Genomic DNA, 20,248 nt, shown 5'->3' on the forward strand with positions numbered 1-20,248 from the left:
CGACATACCGGGGGTTCGGGGGGTCTCTTTTTTTTTAATACCCGCCGGGGGGGCCCCGGCCCCTACCGGGTTGGGGGCCGGGCCCCCCGGGACGGGACGGAAGCGGCCCATGAGCTGACCGGTTCCGTGCCGGCCGGAACAGCCGTACCCGCCCCGGGGCAGCCCCGACGGGGCCGTTCCGTGCACGGAACGGGCGGCCGGGAGCACTCGGTGAGCAGTGCGGGCTCGAATAGCCCTGGCCGACGGTCACCCTCGGTGAATATGCTCACTTCATGCCGGAGACCGGCAGCGAGGGGCGCGGCGCTATCGCCGTGCCGCTTGTGCGGCACGGCCGCCAACGCCCGGCCGTCCCCTCGACGTCGTCCGACGCCGCGGGTCACCCGGGCCCGGCCGTGTGGGGCGAACGGGCCCTTTCCAGGCGTACGTCGACCAGGTCAACCGGTTCGCCCGCATGCGGCCGGCCATCGCCGTCGCGGCTCGAAGACGCGGCCGCCGCACCAGCCGGTGTTCCGTGCTGTCGCGCTCGAAGCCTCAGCGGCAGCCGGCCCCGTAGCCTCGTACGCCGGTGAGGATGATGCGCAGGATCTCGCGCAGTTCCACGTGCAGGGAAGGTTGCGCTTCCGGGTCCTGCGACCAGCGGTACAGCAGGCCGAGGTAGGAGTCACGCAGGATGTTGCCCGCGCGGAGCGGGTCGATGTCGACGGCGATGTCTCCACGCTTGCGCCCGGCCTCGATGATGGTGGCGAACACCTGGCCGGCGTGCCGTTCCTCCAGAAGCGGCTGCCCGGCCTTCACCCAGGCCTGGAGCATGGTGGCCGTTACATTCCGGTCCCTTTCGTTGAACTCGGCGAGTGCCGCGATGCAGCGCTCCAGCAGGACGGTCACGTCGTCGTCATGTGACTCCATCGCGTCCTGCATGAAACTCTCCAGTTGATGCTTCCGCTGGTCGGACCACGCGGTGACGAGATCCTCCTTGCGCTGGAAATAGTTGAAGAACGTGGCCCGAGCCACGTCGGCCCGGTCGGTGATCTGCTCGATCGTGGTGCGGTCGTAGCCCTGCTCGACGAAGAGGGACAGCGCCGAAGAGTAGATGCCCTCCCTGACCCGTTGCTTGCTGCGTTCGCGTCGCCCCAATGGGCGGCTGGTCTCGGACGTCAACGGTTTAGCCCTCTCGGTTCGCAAGGTGGTGGCCCCCTGGAAAACTCTATACTAGAGTACAACTATGCCTTCCAGTCCTTGAATTGACCGAGCCTGTAGTGGCCGGACGGCCGCAGTGCCTGTGGGATCCCCGGCAGAGGCACTGCGGCCGTCAGCCCTACTGCCGCCTCAACTCACGGCGCGTGCAGGGAGTCGAGGAGGTCGCCGATGGGCTCGTCGCCCAGCAGCCGCTTGGCGGCGACGTCGATGCCGAGCGCCGAGTTGAGACGCAGGCGCAGTTCGGTCGCGAGGAGGGAGTCGAGGCCGAGTGCCCTCAGCGGCTGTCGCGTGTCCAGCCGGGATTCGGAAACGCCCAGGATGGTCGCGACGTGTGCCAGGGCGTCGCCCGCGTCGGAAACGGGCGCGGAAGCGGGCTGGGACGCCACGGACCTGGCCGCCTCCCGGCGGGGCGGGGACAGAGCGGACCGCTGTGCCGGTATGTGCGGGAGTGGTTCGTCGGGCCATCGCCGCAGCTCGATCGCCCCGAACTCCGCGAGCACCCGCCCGTCGGGGGCGGTCAGGACGACCTCGCACGTGGCGTCGTCACCGCTCGACCCGGGGGTGAAACGGGCGAGGCTCCAGTGCTCCTGGGACAGTGCGTCCTGGTCGACGACGCGCACGTACCCGATCGACGCGGGAATGAAGGCGGTTGTCGCGCCGTCGCCCTGGGGCCATGCGCCCGTCATGACCAGCAGTGCGGCCTCCATGCCTGCCGCCGCTCCGCCCTGAGCCGGATGCAGCCTGGCGGCGGCCTCGCCATTTCTGCGCCACAGCCGATCGACTGTGCGCAGCGCCTCGCCGATGACATAGCCGCGGGCCTCGGCGCGGCGATAGAACTCGGACCGCGGGACGTACTCGACACAGCGGGTAAGAAAGGCATCGAGGTCCTCGGCGTCGGCCCCGGCCGTGGGCTCGTCGTCGGCACGAAAGGCTCCGGCCAGGCACAGAACTTCCCCGTTCTCGATGTCTGGTGCGCTCACCGTGACACCGACGCTGTGCACGCCGGGCAGCGCCGAGGCCTCGAAAGTGATCTGCATCGTGGCCTGCTCCGCATGCCTCAACTCCAGTGGTGCTGCCCCGAGCTCGATGTTCTCCAACACACCCTTCCCGCACCCGGGGATGCCCCGCGCCGCGTCGATGACCGCCTTGATGTAGACGGCGGGCGGGACAGGAGTCCGTTCCCGAACAGTGACTCCTGCGCCGATGCCGTGGAGCCCGAGCGCCCGCATCGGGTACTCCCGCATGTGGCTGCGTCTTTGCGGGAGCTTCGGACCGGCCGGCTCCTGGCGGTACTGCTCGGTGTCCCAGGCGTAGGTGGGCAGTGGCACGTGCGGGGCACTGCCCCCGAAGCACCGGTTCCAGTCGATCCGGCCGCCATGGGCGAAGATCTGCCCCAGCGCGCGGACGATGTTCTCGGTCTCGTCCTGGCGGCGCCGCAGCAGCGGAACGGCCGATCCCTGCTCACTTTGCTCGTCCAGCGTGGCAGCCAGCGCCTGCGCCACGATGGGATGCGGGCTGACCTCTACGAAGACCGTCCTGTCCTTGGCGACTGCGCGAACGGACTCGGCAAAGCGAACGCGCTCACGCAGGTTCTCCATCCAGTAGGCGGCATCGAGTTCCGCGCCCGCGACGGAGCGGCAGCGCACCGAGGAGAACATTTCCGTCGCTGGCGTGGCAGGAGTCAGATCGGCGAGCGCTGCCAGCAGGTCCTCGCGCAGTGCCTCCATGCCAGGTGAATGGGAAGCCACATTGACCTTGACCCGGTGGCAGGGGATGCCCCGCGCCTCCAGACGTTCGGCCAGGTGCCCCAACACCTCGGCGTCGCCGGCGAGGACCGTGGTACGCGGCGCGTTCTCGGCGGCGACGCAGGCCGCCGGGCCGTACGGAGCCAGTTCTTCGACGGCTTCGTCAGCATCCATTTCGACCGACAGCATGGAGCCTTGACCGGACAGCCGCTGCATCAGCGTGCTGCGGCGGCAGATGACCTTCGCCGCGTCCCGCAGAGACAGCGCGCCGGACGCATACGCGGCCGCGGCCTCGCCCATGCTGTGCCCCAGGCACACGTCGGGCTCCACCCCCTTGTCCCGCAGGAGGGCAGCCAGGGCCACCTCCACGGCCCACAGGACGGGCTGGACGACAGCCACGTCGGAGGGCAGTTCGTCGCGGTCGGCGGTGAGGACATCGACGACTGACCAGCCCAGTTCCGCGCGGACGACCTCGTCGCACGCGGTGAGTGCCTCGCGGAACCCGGGTGCGGCCTGTAGCAGCCGTCGGCCCATGCCCGGCCACTGCGATCCCTGGCCGGGGAAGACGAACGCGACCTTCGCGGTGTCGTGGCAGCCACCGCCCACGAGGGCTCCGTCGGGCGTCTCCTCCCCTCGGGCCAGGGTATCGAGGGCTGCGGCGACCTCGTCGTGGGTACGACCCACCACCCACAGACGATACGGATGAGCCTCGCGGCGGGCGGCAGCGGCATGGCAGATGTCGTGCAGAGCGTGGGAACGGCCGGATCCGCCCGGGCTCAGGTGCCGGGCGTAGCGCTCGGCAAGCAGGCGGAGCGAGTGCGTGCTGCGCGCGCTCAGGACGAGCAGTTGCGGATCCTGAATCGAGGTGGGGGCGGCCGGCGTCGGCTTCACAGGAGTTCTGAACTCCTCCACGACGACATGGGCGTTGGTGCCCGTCAGGCCGAAGGAGCTGACCCCCAGGAGGGCTTGATCGCCGCCCGGGCGCAGTTCGGTGTTGCTGGTGACGCCCCGGATCGAGCCGGAATCGGTCAGGAGTGGATGTGGATCGCGCAGATGCAGTGAGGCGGGGATCATGCGGTGCCGGGCGATCAGCACCGTCTTGATCAGCCCGGCGATGCCGGCTGCGGCTTCCGTGTGGCCGATATTCGTTTTGACCGAGCCGATCGGCAGGGCGGCCGAGCGGTCCGCCCCGCCGGCTAACGCCTCGGCGACAGCCCGGAGTTCCACGCCGTCGCCGACAGCGGTGCCCGTACCGTGAGCCTCCAGGTAATCCAGATCGGCAGGGGTGACACCGGCGCTGCGGCAGGCGGCACGCACCATCTCGACCTGCCCGGCGACCGCGGGCCGCAGCAGCAGCCCGCTGCTCGTGCCGTCATTGGTGACCGCGCTGCCGCGTAGCAGGGCCAGGACACGGTCGCCGTCGCGCAGCGCGTCGGGCAGCCGCTTGAGCAGAACGGCACCCACCCCTTCGCTGCGGACGAACCCATCGGCGGACGTGTCGCCGAACTTGCAGCGGCCGTCGGGCGAGAGCATGCCTCCTTGGGAGTAGACGATGGCGTCGTGCGGCGAGAGGACGGCATTCACTCCGGCCGCCACCGCGAGGTCGCTCTCCCCGGTCACCAGGCTCTGCCGGGCCAGATGGACCGCCACCAGTGAGGACGAGCACGCGGTGTCCACCACCAGGCTCGGGCCGCGGGCATCGAGGGCGAAGGAGACCCGCCCCGCCGACACCGCGCGCAGTCGGCTGCCCGTCATGCCATGTACGTCCTGGACCCCGTGGACATCAGCTACGTCCCCGAACTCCGCGGTTGCCTGCCCCACGAACACCCCTGTGCTGCTGCCGGCCAGGGAGGCGGGGAGGATGCCCGCGTCCTCCAGTGCCTCCCAAACGACGTGCAGCAGGATGCGCTGCTGCGGATCCATCGTGCGGGCGTGGCGCGGGGCGATACCGAAGAAGGCCGCGTCGAACCCGAACAGATCATCGATGAAGCCGCCGTGCCGAGAGACGGTCTTACCCGGAGTGCCCCGGGCCGGTGCGTAATGGTCGCGGACGTCGAAGCGGTCGCTGGGGACAGTGGTGACAGCGTCGAGGTTGTCCGAGAGGAGCTGCCAGAACGCGTCGACTCCGACAGCGCCGGGGAACCTGCAGCCCATGCCGACGATGGCGATGTCGGGTATGCCGTTGGGTTTCACATCGCCTCCTGTGGTGTGTAGCTCATGGGCTAAAAATACACACGAGGCTAATCTTCGACTCCTCATTCCCCGCTAATGATCGATCGAGAAGGTTCATCACTCGGGTATATGTCTGTTTTCTTAGGTTTGCGTCGCCTGGTTTGCTGTCTTGGGTGTACGTGTCACCTTTAATCTCGTGCCGTTGTATGGTTCCTGATCTATAGTTGGACTCGAGTTCACTTATGGCCATGGTGGCGCCGGATAGGAGAAGCCAGATGATCGCCAAGGTGCTCGGCCCCTTGCGTGTCACGCTGAACGGGGAATCCGTGGTCCCCACCGCGCTCAAGGCCAAGAAGCTGCTTGCCGTGCTCATCCTGAACCACGGGAAGGTGGTGCAACGTGCCACCATCGAGCGTGAGTTATGGGGCGAGGACGCCCCGGCGAGCGCCTCGACCGGTATTCAGAACGGTGTGATGCAGATACGCAAGAGCATCGGTCGCTGCCAGCGGAACACGCCCTGGCCACGGGATCCCAAGGAGATGGTGATCACCGAACCGACCGGATACCGACTGGACGTCAGTGCTGACCCGTTTGACGTGACGTGTCACCGCAAGCTGGTCACCGAGGCCGACCAGGCGGCTGCCGACGGAGACCTCACGCTCGCATCGGCCCAGTTGAACAGCGCTCTGAAGCTGTGGCGTGACGCACCCTTGGCCGACGTGCCGCTGGGGCCGGTGCTGCAGGCGCACGTGCGCCGACTGGAGGAGGACCGCCGGGCCGTGCTGAGCCGACGGGTCACCCTGGACCTGCGTCTGGGTCGGTACTCGGAGGTGATCGGGGAACTCCACGCGCTGGTCGCGCTCAATCCGTATGACGAGACACTCCATGAGTACCTGATGCTGGCCCTGTATCTGTCAGGGCGGCGCAACGACGCACTCGCCGTGTACCAGGCCCTGCGCCTGGCCATGATCGAGGACACCGGGCTCGAACCATCGCCGCACTTGCACGAGCTGCAGCGGTGCGTGCTCACCGGGGACGGAGGGCCGGACGAGCACCTGGCGCGCGGCCTTCTGGGTCCCAGGGATGTGCGCGGCAACCGGGAGCAGCGGATGACACACGCGTGATACGGACCGCGTCGGCCAGGGCGGCGGACAGCTCATCGAGCACCGCCTGCCCGCCGTACGGCGTGAAGGGAAAGAAGTGCCCCCCGTCCACGAGCTGCGCGCGGAACGAGACGGAGGTGAACTTCCCCCACAGGGACAGCAGTTCCGGATCCACGAGGTGGTCATCGCGTCCGCCGAGCGCGATGAGCGGCACCGGCAGACTCACGACTTCGACGGCCGTCAACAGGCCGTGCGCGAGACGCAGGTCGTGGGCCAGGACGGTGTGGGCCGGTGGCAACGACCGATTGTCGGGGGCGTCGGCGGGCAGCCCGTGCCGGGACAGGATCGCGGCCAACTCGTCTTCGTGAGGAGTCGCGCCCCGACCGGGCGGAAGGCGGGAGTGCGGGAAGCGTCCGGGGGGTGAGCAACTGGCCACCAGGAAGTGACACTGCCCGGGGGCCGCGTACGCCGTTGCCGTCGCCAGCAACGCGCCCATGCTGTGACCGTAGAACACCGTGGGAGCGGGCGGGAGGGCGGCAACTTCACCGGCGATAGCCGACACCGCCTCCCGCACCGTTGTCCCCGCCGGCTCGGCGTCGCGTCGTTCCCGCCCGGGCAGTGTCACCCCGAGCACGTCCGCGTCGTCCGGAAGCGCGGAGGCCAGCTCCGCGTACCGGCGTGGTCCCGAGCCCGCGTGCGGAAAGACAACGAGGCGTCTGGCGGGGCATGCGACGGGGCGCAGCGGCGCCGTCCAGCGGGAAGGGGCAGAGGGCATGACGGGAACTCCGAGCGATGGTCGCGCTGACGTGTGGGATCAGTGCCCCATGCCGAGGCCGCCGCTCACCGGCACGACCGCGCCGGTGATGTAACTGGCCCCGGGGCCGGCCAGGAACCGGATGGCGTGCACGACCTCGTCGACCGTGCCGGGACGCGCCAGCGGAGTCATCCGCATCACATCCTCCATCCGCCTGTCCGACAAGGACGCGGTCATGTCGGTGGCGATGATGCCAGGAGCCACCACGTTGACCGTAATGCCGCGGTCCCCGAGCTCCCAGACGAGGGACCGGGCCAGACCGACCAACGCTGCCTTGGACGCGGCATAGTTGGTCTGGCCGGGCGCCCCGAGGAAGCCGAGGGCCGACGACAGCAGGATCACCCGCCCGCGTCGCTCGCGCAGCATGCTGCGGGTTGCGGCCCGTACCGCGGCAAAGGCGCCAGTGAGGTTGGTGCGCAGTACGTTGTCGAACGCGGCGTCCGTCATCCGCAGCAGCGGAGTGTCCTGAGTGATGCCCGCGTTGGCGACGAGCACCTCCACGGGGCCGTGCGCCTCCTCGGCCGTACGCAATGCATCTTCGAGTTCAGCAGCCTGGGTGACATCGGCCTTGACGCCGAGCAGCCCCTCGGGGGACGCTCCCGAGCGGTGGCAGATCGCGACCTTGTCGCCGTCCTCCGCGAAGGCGCGGGCGACGGCCAGGCCTATGCCCCGGCTGCCGCCGGTAACGAACACCGAGCGGTTCATCATGCTCTCCCTTTTCCATGTCCACGGCACCCGGTGCAGGGCGCCATCGCTCACGCAGCGGTAAAGACCAGTGCGGCGTTGTGGCCGCCGAACCCCAGGGAGGTGCTGAGGGCCACCTCCACGTGGCCGGTCCGCGGCTCGCCGCTGATGAGGTCCAACTCCAGGGCCGGTTCGGGGTTCTTGAGGTTGGCGACGGGCGGCATCACACCGTGCTGGACAGCCAGCACCGTGTACGCGGCCTCGATCGCTCCGGCTGCCGCCAGCGCGTGGCCGGTGACGCCCTTGGTGGACGTCACCGCTGCCCCGCCGCCCAGGACGCGGTGCAGCATACGGCCTTCGATCAGGTCGTTCATCGGAGTCGCCGTGCCGTGCGCGTTGACGTGATCGACCGATGCCGGAGCGACGGCGGCGTCGCCGAGGGCCGTGCGCACGGCCCGCTCGATGCCCAGCCCGTCCGGGTGGGGCGCCGTCGCGTGGTGGGCGTCGGACGAGGTCCCGTAACCGGCCAGCAGAGCCCGGACAGTGGCGCCACGGGCAGCGGCGTCACGAGTGCGTTCGAGCACGAGCACGCCGGCACCCTCGGCAGCCACGAAGCCGTCGCGTTCGGCGTCGAACGGCTTGCTCACGTGCTCCGCGGCGGCCTTTGACCGGGACAGCGCGCCCATCTTGGCCAGACCCGACATCACCGTCCGGGTGAGTGCTGACTCGCTGGCACCGGCGAGCACGATGTCGCAGGTGCCGGACCGTAGCAGGTCGCGGGCGGTGCCGACAGCAGTGGCACCCGAGGCACAGGCCGTCGCCACGCCGATGCTGGGTCCGAGCACTCCCATGTCGATCGCCAGGTATCCGGCGCCCATGTTCGGCATGTACCGGGTGACGAGCAAGGGCGAGACCTTGTCCGGGCCGCGCTCACGCAGGGCGTCGTGCTGATCCTCGAACGTGGCAGCACCCCCCAGCGAGTTGCCCAGAACCACGCCGACGCGGGTGCCGTCCCAGTGCCGCGGGTCCCACCCCGCATCTCGCACTGCCATCCGGGCGGCGGCGAGGGCGAGCTGCACGAACCGCTCCAACTGCCAGGCGGGAAAACCCTGCAGCAGTTCCTCGGCGTCGAATCCGGGCACCCGGCACGAGATGCCGACCGGCATCCCGGCCAAGGCTTCGTCGGGTGCGGCGCACGAACGGCCGGAAAGGACGCGCCGCCAGTTCTCCTCGACGCCGATCCCCGCAGGGGTGACCAAGCCCAGTCCGGTGACCGCGATGTCGCCGACGTGCGTCATCGCAGCACCGCTCCCTTGGCGGACAGCAGGTCGACTAGATCTTCGAAGGTCTGGTGCTCGGTGAGTTCGCCGTCGGCTATCTCCACGCCGAACTCCTTGTCCAGGACAAGTCCGAGCTCGATGAGGACGAGCGAGTCGAAGGAGAGCTTCCCGAGCGTTACGGCCGGCTCGATCAGGTCGGGCTTGACCTTGAACTGGCCCGAGAGAAGAGTCGCTACGCGCTGCTTGATGTCCTGCATGTCGATGGCTCCCATCGTGATAGACGTGCATCTGTTCTGAACGTGCGTGTGTCCGGGTGGCGCTGCCCGGGCCGTGCCTCAGGCGTCCGGAAGGGGTTCCGGCCCGATTGCGGTGAGGTCCGGCCAGACGAGTGCGACCGAGCCCCAGGTGAGGCCGCCGCCGAAGCCTCCCAGCACGACGCGCTGGCCGGCCGTCAGCTGTCCGTTGCTGCTTGCGTCGGTCAGGGCGAGGGGGATCGAGGCCGCGACGGTGTTGCCGACCCGGTCGATGTTCGAAGGAAAACGGTCCGCAGGAAGATCGATCTGGTCTGCGACAGCTGCCAGAATGCGTGCGTTCGCCTGGTGCAGCACCACCCGGTCGACCGTGTCCATGTCCCACCCCGCGCGCTGCGCGGTGGTCCGCACGGATGCCGCCATATGCCGCACGGCCTGTGCGAAGACCGGCCGTCCGGCCATCGCGAAGTAGGTGTCGGCCGACTCGGCGGGCCGACCGGTGGAACGCTGCCGCGAACCTCCGGCCCGCACCTCGATGAGTTCGCTTCGGCTGCCGTCGCTGCCCATATGCAGCCCGCGGAGGGCGCCTTGCTCCGTGGCGAGGCCGGCTCGCAGATACACAGCGCCCGCTCCGTCACCGAAGATCGCTCGGGTGGTGCGGTCCTCGGGGGCGAGAATCGTCGAGAACGTGTCCGCTCCGATCACCAGGGCGGATCGCGCGCACCCGGAGGCGATCAGTCCCGCGGCGGTGCCGAGGGCGTAGACGAATCCCGTGCACACTGCGGAGACATCGAACGCGGCTACTTCCGTCAGGCCCATACGGTCGGCCACTTCGGGGGCGGTGGCCGGGCAGGGACGGTCAGGAGTGCTGGTGGCCAGCACCACGACGTCCACCTCGTTCGCTTCGGCCGACTTCAAGGCGCGTAGCCCCGCCTCCACGGCGAGGTCGCTGGTGGCCTCCCCCGGAGCGATGACGCGCCGCTGGCGGATTCCCGTACGGCTGCGGATCCACTCGTCAGTTGTGTCGAGCCGGCCGGCGAGGTCGGCGTTGGTGAGGACAGTCGGTGGCAGCCAGGCCCCGAGCCCGGCGACCACTGAGGCCGGCCCCGTATCGCTCATCGCTCCTCCACCGGGCGTGCGGCCGCCTCGTGCCGGTCAAGCAAGGGGTGTCCCATGATGATGTCGTCCTTCCTGGTCCGTGCCGGCAGCCACGGTGGCAACCGCGGCTCCGGTCCGCCTCATCGGCGTCACACGTGGTGCTCACCGATTCCGTGAGTGCGGCATGAGCGTCGGTGGAGAGCGGGGCACAAGCATCGGTTTCGCCGGAACTACGCGTCGTGTCGCACCGCCCCGTAGACGGCCTCCGCCACGGTGCGGCCCGCCTGCTCGAACGCCACCAGCACGTCGATCGTGTCCCCGCCCGGGCCTCTCCCGTTCTCGGGGCGGCGCGCGACGACCGTCACCGGACGGTCCAGCTCCGAGTAGGCGTGGAACGAGGCGGAGAGGCGGTTCACGATCAACTGGTCGGCCCGGATCCGGTCGACTTCTTCGGTCGCCAGCAGCGCGGCCTGGCGCCCCGCCTCCATCAGGACCATGCCGGGCAGATGGTCCTGGGCGTGGTCGAACAGGCTGGGGTGCCCGCCGGCCACGCGCAACCGCGCCCGCACATCCCGTCCGGTGACCACCGGCTCCAGCAGGACCACGTTCTCGGCCTGCCGACGCCCCACGCGCCGGGGGTCGACGAGTCCCGGCCGGTCGAGTGCGCCGAGGTAGTCGTCGGATGTCGGCAACGCCCCGTCCGGGCGCCGGCGCAGGGCCCGGTAGACGTCTTCGCCGACGTACTTGACCCGCATCGTCACCTCGCCCAGGGGAGAGCCGGACAGCGACAGGCGCATGCGGTAGTCCATCGCGCGCAATACCTCACCGACCCCGTGCGGCCGCGAGGTCCGCACCTCGATCACGAGGTAGGCGGGTCCGCGGGAGGGTGGGAGCCGGGCCAGCCCGGGCAGGTCGGCGTCCCACGACTCCAGGACGAACTTGGTCCCGGGGTCGGCTCCGAAATGCGCGTGGACCGCATGGGTCTCGGCCTGCCGGCAGCACTCCAGGATCAGCAAGGGGTCCACCACGTGGGGGTTGGAATGATCCGTGAAGTAGGCGTGCGAGGGCGGAAGTTGAGCTCCGGCAACGAAGGACGAGCCGTCGAGTGCCCGACTGTCGGTCAAGAAGACCTCGGACAGGGCGCGACGGTGTACCAGGTCTCGCGCCACGGTGCGGTCGAAATCCAGAGCGAGCACGGCGCGTTCGTCCGCATCCATCAGGTGGGGCACGATCATTTCACTGCCTTTCCACGAAATGGTCTGACGGCCGCTCATCCTCACAACGCCCACTCACCCCGGGCTCATGGCCTCATCACGCGCACGCCGAAAGGGCGCGAACCCCGGACGACGCATGGACACCGGACTGGGCAAGTCCCTGACCAGAGGAAAGATTTAACATAAAACGCCCCAGTTCGCGTAGGTCGCGCGGGAGCGTAACTGTTCATCGGTGGTCTCGTCTGACGTCCGTTCGCTTTGCGTCGGGACGCGTATGCCGAACGAGGCCGACCTCGCAGTGCCTGCTCCGTGTTCCCTCGGTACCGGGGAATGCGCGCCCCGGCTCCCGCTCATTCACGGAATGAGCGGGAGATGAGCAGGGCGGAAGCGGTTACTGGAACGCTGCGGAGAGTCCCCGACGCATGTGCTGATTGTCAGAGAGATGAAAGAGGAGTCCCCCTTGCTGGAAAGGAATGTTCAGCCGCCGCAGCCGCGGCTGACGAGCAGGCTGCTGCTCGTCCTGGCGGTGATCTGCGGGGTGACGACCGCGAACGCGTACTACGCCCAACCGCTGCTCGACAAGATCTCGGTCGACCTGGACGCCTCGTCCGCCCAGGCCGCCTCGATCGTCACGGCAGGACAGATCGGCGCCGCGTTCGGGCTGCTGCTCATCGTGCCGGCTGCCGACATCATGCGCCGCCGCACCCTGCTCACCTGCCTCTTCGGAGCCAACGCCGTTGCTCTGGCGGGCAGTGCCGTGGCCCCGTCGGTGGTGTGGATGGTGGTGCTGTCCTTCGTCATCGGGGTGGGCGCGGTGGCGATCCCGATCCTGTCGGCCTACACCGCCGGCCTCGCGGACGACGCGACGCGCGGCCGCGCGCTGGGCGTGGTCATGGGCGGTGTACTGTTCGGCATTCTTCTGTCGCGCACCGTGGCCAGCCTCATCGCCGCGGCGGGCGGCTGGCGCACCGTGTTCGTGGTGGCAGCCGTGTTGATGGCCGTCGTCGCGGTCGTCATGCGCTCGATCGTGTCCTCGGACGCGCCGACTCTTGGTACCCCCTACGGCGCGCAGGTGCTCTCGGTCCTGACCCAGTTCCGGCGCCACCCGATCCTTCGCACCCGGTGCTTTCTGGGTGCTTGTGTGATGGCTACCTTCACGGCCTTCTGGACCAGCGTCGCGTTTCTGCTGGCTCGTGAGCCCTTCTCGTACGGCCAGATCGGCATCGGTGTCTTCGCGTTGTCCGGAGTGGCCGGCGCGATGATGACCTCCTCCGGCGGACGGCTCATCGACCGGTTCCGCCACTGGCGCTGGCAGTCGACCGGCGTCGGCCTCTTTCTGCTCGCACTGTCGTTCGCCGTCCTGGCTCTGGGCCGCACACAGATTCTCTGGCTCGTGGTGGGCGCCATCCTCATGGACGCCGCGATCCAGGCTGTACACGTCACCAATCAGAGCGTGGTCTACGAGGTGGACCCCGCGGCACGGGCCCGTATCGCCAGCGGCTACATGACCTGCTTCGCCGTGGGAGGCGCGGCCGGCTCCGCCCTCTCCGCGCAGGCCTATGACCGCTGGGGCTGGTACGGAGCCTGCTGGGTCGGTGTCGCCTTCAGCGTCGCGGCGCTGCTCGCGTGGGCGCTGGGCAGCGCCCACGAGCGCGAGGCTCAACGGATGTTGCGTCGGCACGAGGCGACCACGGCCCCCTGACGAAGGCGCCGGCCGCGTGTCACGCAAGGCGAGGGGCCCGTACCGGGATCAGCTACCGGTACGGGCCCCTCGCTCACTCCCTCACGTCACCCGCTCCACCACCAGCACGGTCCAGCTCAGCCCGCCACCGGCGGAGACCAGCACTGCCACCTGCCCGGTGCTGATCCGGTCCGAGGCCAGCAGCTCCGCCAGATTGGCGATCGCGTCGCCCGCGCCCAGGTGTCCGGTGTCCGCACCGAACTGCGCGAGCGGGGCACCCGTCGCCTTTTCCAGCACGGGCCGGTAGGACTCCAGGGCGGGTCCGGCGAACCGGGGCGGTGCGACGAGGACGAGCCGAGGATCACGGGGAGCTACCCCCGCTCGGTCCAGTGCGGTGGCTGACAGCCGCGCCATGGACTCTCCGGCCACGGCCAGCAGGTCCGCTCCGGGGTGGCGTTCCATGTACTGCTTCTTGGTCGACCGCACCGTGACTGGCCGCAGGGCGCTCTGCGGGGTCGCGGTGAAGGGGCCGGTGCCGCCGTGCAATCCCTCGTACGAAGGGGCTGCCGCACTGGCCGAGGCGAGCAGGCGCACGGACCGTCCTTGCGGGGCCCTGCCGACGAGAACCGCCGTGGCCCCGTCGCCGTACGCCAGGCCCTGGTCCCCCCAGCGGTCGAACCCGGGGTCGCAGAAGCGGTCCGCGGTCGTGACGAGCGTGCACGCCTGCTCCGGATCGGCACGCAGCTCCCGGGCCGCCAACTCCACGGCGGCCGCTCCTCCGTTGCACATCTGCTGCAGGCCCAGAGGGACGGCACGATCGGCACCGACGTGGTACGCGATGTAGTGCGCCGGAGACCAGAACTCGTGCCCCTGGTGATAGGTCCAGGCGTGCAGCAGCCGCGTCAGGTCCACACCCGCCGCGCCTGCGGAACCCAGCGTGCGGGCAGCGGCCCGCACAGCGAGTTCCACAGGCGCATGCACCGTGGTGGCCACCCGGAGGTAACCGCACCGCCGGGCGACATCCGCATCAAGGCGTCCCGTGGCCGCGGCCTCGGCCGGGCTCTGGAACGACTCGCCCACCACCGCGCACGGGGCACTCAGGTAGATGCCCGCACCGTCGTCACCGGGCATGAGAGCCCTCGCCCGCAGGCGCGGCGGTGTGCCGGTACACCCTCTCGTCGCCGCGCGTGTGCGCCTTCTCGAACACGAGACGCACGGCACGCCAGCCGTCCGGCCGCCGGCGGAGAGTCACGATGTGCCGACCCCATGCCTCCCACATGCCGCCGCCCAGTTCCTCGTCGAGCACATTGACCACGTACGCGCTGAAGGTGACGCGGACCGCTGAATCCTGGTGCTCGACGCGGAACCGACTGAGCGTATGAAACGTCCGCTTGCCCGCGTGCAGGGAACACCGCCATGCCTCCAGCAGCTCGGCACGGCCGACCTCTCGCTCACTGCCACCGCTCAGGCTGGAGTGATCGAGTGTGATCCGGTCGTCGAGGAGACGGCCGGCCGCCTCCCAGTCACGCGCCTCGATGGTGTCGAACAGCGTGTGCATGGTCTCGACGACGTCCTCGGAACCCATGGATTCCATGTCACCTCCCCGACAGGGCGTGCATCGTCGAGAAGAACGCCGAGAAGCGTTTCCTCAGCCCGGCCGTATCGAGCCCGTAAGCCGCGGCGTGCTCCTGCGGGGTGCCGTACTTGCGTAGCTCACCCAGCGGTACTCCGACACTCAGCAGGCGGTGCGGCACGTCCCGCAGGGCCGTGGCCACCTCCGCCGCGGAGGTCCCGGTGAGATAGGGCTCGACCAGGGCGACATCCGGCGTGGTGAGCGTGGCGCGCAGTGCGGCGTGGTCGAAAGGCCGTATCCGCGCGGCGTACAGCACGGTCAGGTCCATGCCGTCGACCGCCGACAGCACGGCGTCGGCAAGCGGGCCGGCCACGAGGACGGTGCCGTTCCCGCCCCGGCGCAGCACCACGAACCCGTCTCCTCCATGCCACAGGGCCCGGGAGTTGGACTCGGTGGAGAGCCTGATGTACTCCAGGTGGCTTCCCGCGGCCGCCGACCTGAGCTGGGCCTCCGCCTCGTCGGCGTGTCCTGGCACGCTGATCGTCCAGTCGGGCAGCGTAGCCAGCAGGGGCACATCGGCCGGGGACTCGTGGGTACGGCCGTCCACGGCCAGGTCGTAGGAGGCACCCGCACTGACGAGCACGGCACCCGCTTCCTGGTGGTTCAGGCCGATCTTGATCTGCTCGAAGGGGCGCTCCACCAGAAAGCTGGCGAAGGTGTGGGCGATGGGCCGCATACCACTGAGAGCGAGTCCCCCCGCGACATCGATCATGAGCTGCTCGCGGATGCCGACGTTGATGAACCGGGGGTTGTGCCGTGCTTCGCTGTCCAGCTTGTCCCAGGTGATGTCGGCGAACACCGCGGCCAGCCGTTCGTCGTCCGCGACGAGCTGGGCGACGACGGCCGCGAAGCGCTGACGCATCGCGTTGATGTCGGCGAAACGCTGTTCCCATGTCAAAGGCATGACGACTCCTCAGGTATCCGAAGCCGCGCGGTGCGGCGTCCCGTCCTTGCGTTCCACCTCGGCGATCACGACGTGGGGCCGTCCGGGGTGGTCGGCGACGAACGCGGCCTCCAGTGCCTGATGATTGCGGCCGTCGACCCGGGTCACGGACCAGCCCTCGACCGCGAAGCGCTGCTCGATGCCGCCGGGCCAGCCGATGCTGGCCGACTCGTTGTCAATGACCACAGCGTGCAGCTGCTCCATGCCACGCCGCCCGGCGAAGGCGATCGCCTCATGGTTGGACCCCTCGTCCAGCTCGGCATCACCGAGCAGGACCCAGGTGCGGGGCCCCAGGACGCCGCGCAGTTCCAGGCCCAGCGCGGAGCCGATGGCCAGGGGCAGACCGTGGCCGAGCGAACCGCTGGCCATCTCCACGCCCGGGATCAGGGTCCTGTCCGGGTGGAAGCCCAGCGGGGAGTGGTAGTTGCCGTACTCGGACAGGAGCTGCGGTGCGATGAACCCCTTGGCGGCGAGCACCGCGTAGAAGGCCATGGGGCCGTGTCCCTTGGACAGGAAGAATCGGTCCCGGTCGTCGGCGGCGGGTGCTGCCGGGTCGATGCGCAGGATCTTGTCGTACAGCACCCACAGCACGTCCAGGGTCGATGAAGACGAGGGCTGGTGCTTCTCGTCGCCTGTCATCAGGGCGACGAGTCCATCCAGATCTTCGAAGGTGCCGAGGGCCGATGTGAGGGCGGTGGTCATGCGGCCGGGCCCTCCCACAGAGTGCCCTCGGCCAGGCGGCGGTCGGCCTCCAGCAGCAGGGGCAGGTCGATCTCGTCCAGCTTGTCCACGGTGAACCGGACACCGGTCTCAGCCATCTGCTCCCTCTGGAAGTTGTGCGGCATGCTCGCAGGGACCCCGATGAACCCGGCACCGAGCGCCTTGGTCACCTCGGCGACCCGGTTGATGTCGTCGATGAACAGCACCTCGTCGTACTGGTAGCCGAAGATGTCACGGACGATCTCCTTGACACCGGGGCGGAACGGGTTCACATCGACGTACGGCGTCTCGGCATCGAAGTGCTCCGCCAGATGGCCGAGGAAGCGGTCGAAGGAGTACGAGCGGTCACGACCGCCGTAGCTGGTCACGCGGACTCCGGTCGACCGCAGCGTCTCCAGCAGCGACAGCACCCCGGGAGCCACCGTCACCGGGTTCTCCTCGAGGTAACGGTCGCGCTCGGCGAAGAACTCGACCATGGTGTCGTCCGCCGACTGCGGCAACTTGCACGCCAGGGCCATGTACTGACCGGCCGCCAGCTGCGGCGAGCCCCAGACGTGACGCTCCATGTGGGCCGTGTAAGTACCACCTCGCTGCTTGACGAAGCGCTCGATGACCGGGCTGTACGTGTCGTTGAACAGAACCCCGTCGGTGTCCAGGGCGACCAGCTTGATCTTCGAGAAGGACGTGGCGGTAGGCATGGTGAAACCTCGCTTCGTAGGGTTGGGTGCACGATCCGGCGGGCTGCCGGACCGGTGATGTGGTCGGCCGGTCGGAGAGAGGACCGGCTTCCCGGGGTCGTCACACGTGAGCGTGGGGCAGTGTCGAAGTGGCCCGGGCCGAGGTCCTGTCGTGCTGCTCGAAGGTGACGGGCACACGAAGGCCGCTGCCCGTGATTCCCCTGCGCGGCGGGTGAGTCACCACGGCAAGGGACGAGCCGGGTTCGACGTACCTCTCGAAGACCGCGTCGAGAGCGGTGGGACGCAACGCCGCAGAGGCGAGGACGGCGGCCTTCACCACCGCCGACGCCGCCTGGCGTCCCGCGCACATCAGCGCGTTGTCGGGCACAGGGCCGTGCGGACGCTCGAACAGCCCGGTACTACGGTGGTGGGCCGGGGCAGCCCGGTACGCCTTGCCCGGTAAGCAGGCAACGTCCATGCGGCTTTCGCCCATGTCTCGGCCAGACCCGATGACATGCATGAGGCAGCACAGTGCTCGCAGGAACGGCTCTGTCTGCCTGGCCTCGTAGGCATCAGCCATGATCACCACGTCGGCCGCTCCGTGCAGCGGCGCCCTGCCCGCCGGCCCCGGAAAGCTGGACGCCCGGGACCGGACCACGGATCCTGCGTCGTCGGGCACGTTGAAGTGCTCGTGCTCCGCATGGATCTCCGTCTGACGACAGCATTCGAGCAGGAGTAGTGCGTCGGTCGTCGAGTCCGACGGGGCACTCCGTCCGATGGGCGTGGAACGCGGGCACCTGCGCGGCGGCGACGAACCCCGCCCCTCCCACGGCCCGGCTGTCGGTGAGGAGGACCTCCGACCGAGATCGCCGTTGGACCGGCCCCAGGGAAACCGTGCGGTCGAACCGCAGTGCCGATATCGCGGAGAGGGCGGATGCGGCAGTCGTCATCGGTCCTCCTTCCAGTGGCTTTCCGCTCCGACACAACGGTGACGGCCGACCCTCACTCCTCGCTCACGCGCGCATCACGTATGACTGCGACGCGTGTGAGGTGCGTCGTGCACGCGAGGCTCTGGTGAATTCACCCCTGAGCGGCATTGACCGATGCCCGCCTGTCGACACGGAAGGCCTGCGAGCGAGCTGCGCGTACGTCGCCTCGCTGCCCTGCCCGCCGCCCACGAGATGGAAGGCTTCGCCGACTCGCTGCGCACGTCGTCCGCGTACTCGAGACACTCGTAGGTTGTGGCCGGACTCGAATGGTCGATTCTTCGTGTGACGATCATCAGCGGGTTCAGCCGGATGTGGCTGGACAGGTAGGAGCGGTGCCGTCGGCGGCGTGCTGGTAGCCCTTCCAGCACCCAACTGCCAACACCCACAACAAACGTCATTCTGAAACGGCCGGTAGGGGGAAGGTGATCCGCACGGTGGATCGGCCTCCCTCGGTGGCCGAGAAACTCAAGCGTCACATCGAAGCGTTCCCGCCGGTAGGGGTGGAGCTGCCGTGGGGGAAGCCGGAGAGTCCGTCGTGACCGTGGCTCGGCGGCTCGGACACTCCTCGTCGGCGATCACCCTCGGTTACTATGCTCACTTCATGCCGGAAGCCGGCAGCAAGGGGCGCGGCGCCACCGGCGGTCCGCTTGGGGAGCGGGGTGACCGGCCCGCCGGCCGATACTCCCCAGGTTCTCCCCAGCGCCGTTGACCGGCGCTTACTGCTTCCACGCTCCGCAGAAGTCGTCCGTAGATTGCAAGGCTAAAGAGATGGGTGGCCTGGGAAAGTGTTGGAAGAGGTTGTAGCGACCCGCTATGTCACGCCCCTGCGTGAGGGCGGCTCGCTCCCCGGGATCGTCGAGGCCGACGACCTCGGTACGTACGTCATGAAATTCACCGGTGCCGGGCAGGGGCGCAAGACGCTCGTCGCGGAGGTGATCTGCGGGCAGCTCGGCCGACGGCTCGGGCTGCGCGTCCCCGCGCTCGTGCAGATGCAGCTGGACCCGGTCATCGGCCTCGCCGAGCCCGACCAGGAGGTGCAGGAGCTCCTGAAGGCCAGCGGCGGGCTCAATCTCGGGATGGACTTCCTGCCCGGCTCGATCGGCTTCGACCCGCTCGCCTACGAGGTGGACCCGCGCGAGGCCGGACGGGTCGTCTGGTTCGACGCGCTGATCAACAACGTCGACCGCTCCTGGCGCAACCCGAACATGCTCGTCTGGCACGGCGACCTGTGGCTCATCGACCACGGCGCCACCATGATCTGGCACCACAACTGGCCCGGCGCCCAGGCCTCCGTCGCCAAGCCGTACAACGCCTCCGACCACGCGCTCGCCCCGTTCGCCCCGGACATCGCGGCAGCGGCCGCCGAGCTGGCCCCGCTGGTCACCGAGGAGCTGCTCACCGAGGTCGCCGCGGACGTTCCCGACGAATGGCTGGTGGACGAGCCGGGCTTCGCCACCACCGACGAACTGCGTCGCGCCTACGTCGAGGCGCTGCTGCCGCGCGCCGCGACCATCCACGAGCGCATCACCATGGACGGCCCCACCCCGGACCGGCCGTCCCGGGCCCCCGGCTGGCTCACCGAACACCTCACCCCCTGGCCCCACCCCACCAAGAAGAACGACAAGGACGGCCAGCGGTGAGCGAGCGCGATGTCTTCGAGTACGCGCTGCTGCGCGTGGTGCCGCGGATGGAGCGCGGCGAGTGCTTCAACGCGGGCGTGGTGGTCTACTGCCGGGCCCGCGGCTTCGTGGCCGCCCGGACCCACCTCGACGAGACCAGACTGAAGGCCCTGGACCCGGCCGCCGACACGATGGGCGTCCGGGCCGCCCTGCGTGCCGTCGAGGGTGTCTGTCTCGGCGGCACGGACGCGGGCCAGGCGGCCCGAGACGACGCGGGGCGCCGCTTCCGCTGGCTGATCGCGCCGCGCTCCACGGTCGTCCAGCCGGGCCCCGTGCACAGCGGCCTCACGGCCGACCCGGAGGCCGAGGTCGAGCGGCTGCTGGAGCTGCTGGTGCGCTGACCGGTCCGCCCGCGCGCCGCCCGCCGC

The 20,248-nt window shown here is 69.3% G+C and carries 18 protein-coding genes; 4 read left to right on the forward strand and 14 right to left on the reverse strand.

What is annotated here, in order from left to right; all coding sequences use genetic code 11:
* Window positions 1-531: 531 nt before the first annotated feature.
* Both ACFCV8_RS28020 and ACFCV8_RS28025 read right to left on the reverse strand, forming a co-directional pair.
* Complete coding sequence (locus tag ACFCV8_RS28020; RefSeq protein WP_376688239.1) at window positions 532-1,158, reverse strand: TetR/AcrR family transcriptional regulator; 627 nt, start codon at window positions 1,156-1,158, stop codon at window positions 532-534.
* Between the two features lie 173 nt (window positions 1,159-1,331).
* Window positions 1,332-5,135: a type I polyketide synthase gene (locus ACFCV8_RS28025; RefSeq protein WP_376688240.1), complete on the reverse strand. Its 3,804-nt coding sequence runs from the start codon at window positions 5,133-5,135 to the stop codon at window positions 1,332-1,334.
* A gap of 254 nt (window positions 5,136-5,389) precedes the next feature.
* Between ACFCV8_RS28025 and ACFCV8_RS28030 the strand changes: the two genes are divergently transcribed.
* Window positions 5,390-6,238 (forward strand): BTAD domain-containing putative transcriptional regulator, encoded by an 849-nt coding sequence (locus tag ACFCV8_RS28030; protein WP_376688241.1) that lies wholly within the window; start codon window positions 5,390-5,392, stop codon window positions 6,236-6,238.
* On the opposite strand, the gene ACFCV8_RS28035 is transcribed toward ACFCV8_RS28030, so the two are convergent.
* The 6 genes from ACFCV8_RS28035 to ACFCV8_RS28060 all read right to left on the reverse strand — a co-directional run bounded on the left by ACFCV8_RS28035 (window position 6,141) and on the right by ACFCV8_RS28060 (window position 11,579).
* Window positions 6,141-6,992, reverse strand: coding sequence for a thioesterase II family protein (locus ACFCV8_RS28035; protein WP_376688242.1), 852 nt, complete (start codon window positions 6,990-6,992; stop codon window positions 6,141-6,143). The genes ACFCV8_RS28030 and ACFCV8_RS28035 overlap by 98 nt on opposite strands.
* A 39-nt stretch (window positions 6,993-7,031) precedes the next feature.
* Window positions 7,032-7,736 carry a 3-oxoacyl-ACP reductase FabG gene (gene fabG / locus ACFCV8_RS28040; protein ID WP_376688243.1) on the reverse strand — a complete coding sequence of 235 codons (705 nt, stop codon included), beginning with the start codon at window positions 7,734-7,736 and terminating at the stop codon, window positions 7,032-7,034.
* 50 nt (window positions 7,737-7,786) lie between these two features.
* Entirely contained in the window at window positions 7,787-9,013 is a 1,227-nt protein-coding gene (locus ACFCV8_RS28045) for a beta-ketoacyl-[acyl-carrier-protein] synthase family protein (RefSeq protein WP_376688244.1), read from the reverse strand.
* Window positions 9,010-9,252, reverse strand: a complete 243-nt coding sequence (locus ACFCV8_RS28050; protein WP_376688245.1) for an acyl carrier protein — start codon at window positions 9,250-9,252, stop codon at window positions 9,010-9,012. Before ACFCV8_RS28050 ends, ACFCV8_RS28045 begins: the two co-directional genes overlap by 4 nt.
* 78 nt (window positions 9,253-9,330) lie before the next feature.
* The gene (locus ACFCV8_RS28055) at window positions 9,331-10,365 is read right to left on the reverse strand and encodes a beta-ketoacyl-ACP synthase III (RefSeq protein ID WP_376688246.1); all 1,035 of its coding nucleotides are present in this window, start codon (window positions 10,363-10,365) and stop codon (window positions 9,331-9,333) included.
* A gap of 209 nt (window positions 10,366-10,574) precedes the next feature.
* Window positions 10,575-11,579 carry a ScbA/BarX family gamma-butyrolactone biosynthesis protein gene (locus tag ACFCV8_RS28060; RefSeq protein WP_376688247.1) on the reverse strand — a complete coding sequence of 335 codons (1,005 nt, stop codon included), beginning with the start codon at window positions 11,577-11,579 and terminating at the stop codon, window positions 10,575-10,577.
* A gap of 421 nt (window positions 11,580-12,000) precedes the next feature.
* Here ACFCV8_RS28060 and ACFCV8_RS28065 point away from each other — a divergent pair, with 421 nt between their 5' ends.
* Window positions 12,001-13,260, forward strand: coding sequence for an MFS transporter (locus ACFCV8_RS28065; RefSeq protein ID WP_376688248.1), 1,260 nt, complete (start codon window positions 12,001-12,003; stop codon window positions 13,258-13,260).
* Window positions 13,261-13,341: 81 nt separating this feature from the next.
* Here ACFCV8_RS28065 and ACFCV8_RS28070 read toward each other — a convergent pair whose 3' ends face one another.
* The 6 genes from ACFCV8_RS28070 to ACFCV8_RS28095 all read right to left on the reverse strand — a co-directional run bounded on the left by ACFCV8_RS28070 (window position 13,342) and on the right by ACFCV8_RS28095 (window position 17,801).
* The gene (locus ACFCV8_RS28070) at window positions 13,342-14,370 is read right to left on the reverse strand and encodes a ketoacyl-ACP synthase III family protein (protein WP_376688249.1); all 1,029 of its coding nucleotides are present in this window, start codon (window positions 14,368-14,370) and stop codon (window positions 13,342-13,344) included.
* Window positions 14,360-14,833 (reverse strand): nuclear transport factor 2 family protein, encoded by a 474-nt coding sequence (locus tag ACFCV8_RS28075; protein ID WP_376688250.1) that lies wholly within the window; start codon window positions 14,831-14,833, stop codon window positions 14,360-14,362. Before ACFCV8_RS28075 ends, ACFCV8_RS28070 begins: the two co-directional genes overlap by 11 nt.
* 1 nt (window position 14,834) lies before the next feature.
* Window positions 14,835-15,743: a transketolase family protein gene (locus ACFCV8_RS28080; RefSeq protein WP_376688256.1), complete on the reverse strand. Its 909-nt coding sequence runs from the start codon at window positions 15,741-15,743 to the stop codon at window positions 14,835-14,837.
* A 42-nt stretch (window positions 15,744-15,785) separates the two neighbouring features.
* On the reverse strand, window positions 15,786-16,517 hold the full coding sequence (locus ACFCV8_RS28085) for a transketolase (RefSeq protein WP_376688251.1): 732 nt from the start codon (window positions 16,515-16,517) through the stop codon (window positions 15,786-15,788).
* On the reverse strand, window positions 16,514-17,233 hold the full coding sequence (locus tag ACFCV8_RS28090) for an HAD family hydrolase (RefSeq protein WP_376688252.1): 720 nt from the start codon (window positions 17,231-17,233) through the stop codon (window positions 16,514-16,516). Before ACFCV8_RS28090 ends, ACFCV8_RS28085 begins: the two co-directional genes overlap by 4 nt.
* A 100-nt stretch (window positions 17,234-17,333) precedes the next feature.
* Window positions 17,334-17,801 carry a hypothetical protein gene (locus ACFCV8_RS28095; RefSeq protein WP_376688253.1) on the reverse strand — a complete coding sequence of 156 codons (468 nt, stop codon included), beginning with the start codon at window positions 17,799-17,801 and terminating at the stop codon, window positions 17,334-17,336.
* A 1,185-nt stretch (window positions 17,802-18,986) separates the two neighbouring features.
* Between ACFCV8_RS28095 and ACFCV8_RS28100 the strand changes: the two genes are divergently transcribed.
* Together ACFCV8_RS28100 and ACFCV8_RS28105 are read left to right on the forward strand one after the other, a co-directional pair.
* Entirely contained in the window at window positions 18,987-19,841 is an 855-nt protein-coding gene (locus tag ACFCV8_RS28100; RefSeq protein ID WP_376688254.1) for a HipA family kinase, read from the forward strand.
* The gene (locus tag ACFCV8_RS28105) at window positions 19,838-20,221 is read left to right on the forward strand and encodes a DUF3037 domain-containing protein (RefSeq protein ID WP_376688255.1); all 384 of its coding nucleotides are present in this window, start codon (window positions 19,838-19,840) and stop codon (window positions 20,219-20,221) included. The genes ACFCV8_RS28100 and ACFCV8_RS28105 overlap by 4 nt, the downstream gene beginning before the upstream one ends.
* Window positions 20,222-20,248 lie beyond the last annotated feature (27 nt).

Source organism: Streptomyces sp. NPDC056347, from assembly GCF_042262625.1.
In the GTDB taxonomy this organism is placed as follows: domain Bacteria; phylum Actinomycetota; class Actinomycetes; order Streptomycetales; family Streptomycetaceae; genus Streptomyces.